Genomic DNA, 4,454 nt, shown 5'->3' with positions numbered 1-4,454 from the left:
AGGGGGGAGCATTAGGTGGCGCAAAACTTCTCTCCTCGATCTCAACTGGTCGGCCGGCATGGAAAATGCTGGCGCAACGCTATCGTCACACCCGCAAGCCGGGGCATGTTCGCCATTTGCCGGTTGTCGGCCGCCCATGCCAGAAAGATGCGGCTCAACTCACCGGCCCTGACACCCCGCCCGCAAATGCCGGCCTCGCTGCCGCCGTTGCCGAACGCGGAAAGCGTCTCGGCCGCGCCGGCGAGGTACGCCTCGCAACGACCGTTCACCTTTTTCTTCTGCTCGTCGCGCACATCTGGTGAAACTGCGCCACCGTCTCGTAACGTGGTTGCGCCAGAGTGGGCGAGGCGGTCGCGAGCGCGAGACCCGCCAGGATGGCAGAAGCACTTGATTGGACGGTTTGCATCAAAGTCTCCTCGCCCCAAGCTTTAACTCGCCACCCTCAAACGATACAAGTGTACGGTTGTATCCGCCTCATGATACAGGCGCTGCATGGCTGATGCTTCTCCATCTACGCCGCACGACTGGCTGCTGCTGATCCCCCAACTCCCGGCTAAGCCCGCCTACCTGCGTGTCCGGGTGTGGCGGCGCTTGCAGGCGATCGGTGCCGCCGCGCTCAAGAACGCCGTCCACGCGCTTCCTTCGCGCGACGACACGCGCGCGCTGTTTGAGGAGCTGAGAACGGAAATCATCGCAGGCGGCGGCGAGGCGCTGATCCTGGAAGCGCGGCTCGTGGATGGAATGACGGACGCAGAGCTTCGCGCCGTGTTCGATGCGGCCCGCGACGCCGACTATGACGAGCTTACGCGCGAGGCGCGCTCGCTGAGCGACGCCGGCGACGCGACCGACACTCGGCGCTTGCGCAAGCGCCTGGACGAGATTGCCGCCATCGACTTCTTCGGCGCGCATGGTCAGCAAGTAGCGTTGGCGGCCCTCGCAGATGCGGACCGCCGCGACCATGAACATCCCGACGTGAGCGGGGCGGGTGCGCCGGAGCTGATGCCCGCGGAGTTGAAAAGCCGCACCTGGGTCACGCGCCGACACGTCCATGTCGACCGCATCGCGTCTGCTTGGCTGATCCGGCGGTATATCGACGTGGATGCCAGCTTCAAATTCGTGGACGGCAAGGAATACACCCCCCAGCCGAGCGAGCTGCGATTCGACATGGCGGACGCGGAGTTTACGCATGAAGGCGACCGCTGCACCTTCGAGACGCTGGTGTCCCGCACCGGGCTCGATGGCGACCAGGCGCTCCGCGCGCTCGCCGAGATCGTCCATGATCTCGACATCGCCGATGGCAAGTTCGGTCGTCCGGAGACGGCGGGCATCGGCGCGCTCATCAACGGCATCTGCGCTGGCACGGACGACGACATTGAGCGCATCGCGCAAGGATCGGGCGCGCTCGACGGCTTCTACGCGCACTTCGCCAAGCGGCGCTGAACAGATGGGAGTTGATCATGGCGAGCATCGAACAACCCGTTCCGACAAGCGCGGTCGGCGATGACACCCGCCCGCCCGACCTGAGCTATCCCGCGCTATTTGTCCGATTCCTACGCTTCGGCATGATGGCGTTCGGCGGTCCTGTTGCGCAGATCGCGATGATCCGGCGCGAGCTGGTCGACGAGGAACGCTGGATCGGGAGCGACCGGTTCAACAAGCTCTTGGCCGTCATGCAGGTGTTGCCCGGGCCGGAGGCGCATGAATTGTGCGTGCATCTCGGCGTCCGGGCCAAGGGGCGGCTGGGCGGCTTGCTCGCCGGGCTCGGCTTCATGCTGCCGGGCTTGGTCCTCATGCTCGCGCTGGCATGGCTCTACACTCGGCTGCCGATCCAAGGAACGCTACTCGGAGCGGCGCTCCTCGGCGTCCAGGCGGCGGTGATCGCGGTAATCGTCCGCGCGGTGCATAGGATCGGCGAGCACATCCTGCTTGACCCATGGCTCTGGGCTGCGGCTATCGCCGCAGCGATCGCCTCGCTCGCCGGTGTCAGTTTCTGGATCGTGCTGCCAGCCGCAGGCGCTGCCTATGCGCTCGCATCGACCGGGCGCTACGCGCTCCCTGCGGTCGTCGTCGCGATCGCCGTTGGCTTGGCGGCCCTGACCTGGGCAGGAAGCCTCGGGAATGCCAGCGTGGCGGTCGCTCGGGAACCGGCGCCCACGGTCGCCGCGCTCTTTTGGACCGGGCTGAAAGGCGGGCTGCTGACGTTCGGCGGGGCCTATACCGCCATTCCGTTCATCCGGAACGACACGGTGGGCCGGGGCTGGATGACGGACGCGCAGTTCCTCGACGGCTTAGGGTTGGCCGGCATCCTGCCAGCCCCACTCGTAATCTTTGCGACCTTCGCCGGCTGGATCAGCGGCGGCCTCGCCGGGGCGCTCGCGATGACGGCCGGCATGTTCCTCCCCGCGTTCGCCTTCTCGCTCCTACTCTACGACCGGTTGGAAGCGGTGGTAGAGCACAAGCGGCTGCAACTCTTCTTGGCGGGCGTCGCGGCCGGGGTCGTTGGCGTTATCGTGGTGACGGTCACGGACCTCGCCCGGACCACGGCCGCACGCACCTCAAGCCCAATCGCGAGCGCGCTCATCTTCGCCATCGCGCTGGCCATCATGTACCGCTGGAAAAGCAAGCTCGCCACGCCGGTTGTCCTGGCGATTGGGGCAGTGATCGGGGCATCCGCCCTGAGCTAGAAGACCGTGCGGTCGCCGTAAGTCGAGGTCTCGATAATCGATCGATACCAATTCACTTAGCGTACGTTTTCGGGCCTTCTCTCACCGGCCCCCGCCCAGCACCTCAACGCTGTCGGCACGACGTTCGATGCGGCACTGCTTGCGCACCTTTCTCCGATGGGCTGGGCGCACATCAGTCTGACCGGCGATTACCTCTGGGAGCAGGCCAGGCGACTTCCAGCAGGTGAATTCCACCCACTCAACGAGCCAATGGCGCGGTTGAAGCGTGTAGCGTAGCCCATGTTCCGCTTATGTCCGAGAAATCGTTGTCTGGCGAACAAACCTTGAGGTGACGCCTACCGGCGACACTCTGGTCGTGTGGAAGCTCGACCGGCTCGGCCGTTCGATGAGCCACCTGATCGAGAAGGTCGGCGAACTGGCCGCGCGCGGTGTCGGTTTCCGATCGCTCACCGAGCAGATCGACACCACCACGTCGGGCGGGATGCTCGTGTTCAACATCTTCGGCTCGCTCGCCCAGTTCGAGCGCGACCTGATCCGCGAGCGCACCAACGCCGGATTGAAGGCTGCGCGGGAACGGGGGAGCCTTGGCGGTCGGCGTCCAGTCATCACGCCTGACAAATTGCGTAAGGCGCGCGATCATATAGCGGCAGGGCTGACGGTTCGCGAAGCGGCCACGCGCCTCAAGGTCGGCAAAACCGCGCTCTACAAGGCGCTTGAAGGGGCAGCCGCTAAAGCCATGGCCTGACATTCCGCCTTCGTTCGCGTCTAGCGTACGTAAATGTCACTTTCGTGTTGGGGTGGACGGCTCCCAACGGCATCGCAATGTGCCACGATGAGGTCGTTGCCAGCCTCATATGAAGGAGCCGCCCATGGAGAAGATTATCAGAGTTGGGATGGACACGTCAAAGAGTGTCTTCCAGGTGCACGGTGTCGATGCCGCGGAAAGGCCGGTGTTGCGCCGGAAGCTGGCGCGCAAGGAAATGATCCGGTTTTCGAGAAGTTGCCCGCAACATTGGTAGCTATCGAGGCTTGTGCTGGCTCGCATCACTGGGCGCGGCTTCTGAGCTTCGCTGGGACATGAGGTCAGGTTGATCGCGCCACAACTGGTGAAGCCATACGTCAAGCGCGGCAAAAACGATGCCGCAGATGCCGAGGCGCTATGCGAGGCGGCAAGCCGTCCGACCATGCGCTTTGTGCCGGTGAAGACTGCCGAGGAGCAGGCGGCTCTGATGCTGATGGGGATGCGGACCCGGTTGATCCGCAAACGAACCCAACTTGCCAACGCCATTCGGGGATACGCCTCGGAATTCGGCATTACCGCGGCGACCGGCATGTGTCGGATCGAGCCGTTGCTCGACAGCATTGCCGAAAATGACGCTGTCCCCAGCTTGGCACGCGAGCTCTTCGCGCTGCATGCCGGGGGAGTACATGCAGCTGAAAGCCGAGATTGAACGGGTAGAGAAGAAGCTGATGGAATGGCATCGTGAAAACGAGTGCAGCCAACGCCTTGCGCATATCCCCGCATCGGCCCAATCGGCGCATCTTTGCTCATGATGAAAACCCCGGATCCCCCGCCTATTCAAATCCGGGAGAGACTTTGCCGCCTGGATCGGGCTGACGCCGAGAGATCATTCGACCGCAGGCAAGGTAAGAATCAGGAGGTATAACCCGCGCCTGGCGATGAGCTGCTAAGAAGTACGCTCGTCTCGGTGCGACTGCCGTGATCCGGCAAGTACGCCAGAAAAAACGGGCGCACGCCACTGCTGCTGC

3 protein-coding genes and 3 pseudogenes are annotated in these 4,454 nt (G+C 63.9%); all 6 read left to right on the top strand.

Features of this window, described 5'->3' with window-relative positions:
- The coding region (locus tag NI18_RS27520; protein WP_306286558.1) for a hypothetical protein at window positions 1–302 on the top strand (302 nt) is incomplete at its 5' end.
- Between the two features lie 190 nt (window positions 303–492).
- On the top strand, window positions 493–1,440 hold the full coding sequence (locus NI18_RS20130; RefSeq protein ID WP_245613536.1) for a chromate resistance protein ChrB domain-containing protein: 948 nt from the start codon (window positions 493–495) through the stop codon (window positions 1,438–1,440).
- Window positions 1,441–1,457: 17 nt separating this feature from the next.
- On the top strand, window positions 1,458–2,684 hold the full coding sequence (gene chrA, locus NI18_RS20125) for a chromate efflux transporter (RefSeq protein ID WP_042491066.1): 1,227 nt from the start codon (window positions 1,458–1,460) through the stop codon (window positions 2,682–2,684).
- 93 nt (window positions 2,685–2,777) lie between these two features.
- A pseudogene (locus tag NI18_RS23815) lies at window positions 2,778–2,960 on the top strand (Tn3 family transposase); the annotation flags it as partial.
- 64 nt (window positions 2,961–3,024) lie between these two features.
- Window positions 3,025–3,429, top strand: a pseudogene (locus tag NI18_RS20120) (recombinase family protein); the annotation flags it as partial.
- A gap of 124 nt (window positions 3,430–3,553) precedes the next feature.
- A pseudogene (locus tag NI18_RS20115) lies at window positions 3,554–4,454 on the top strand (IS110 family transposase); the annotation flags it as partial.

Origin of the sequence: Sphingomonas sp. Ant20, assembly GCF_000783375.1 — a bacterium.
Lineage (GTDB): Bacteria > Pseudomonadota > Alphaproteobacteria > Sphingomonadales > Sphingomonadaceae > Sphingomonas > Sphingomonas aerolata.
This window is presented reverse-complemented; position numbering and strand designations above follow the sequence as displayed.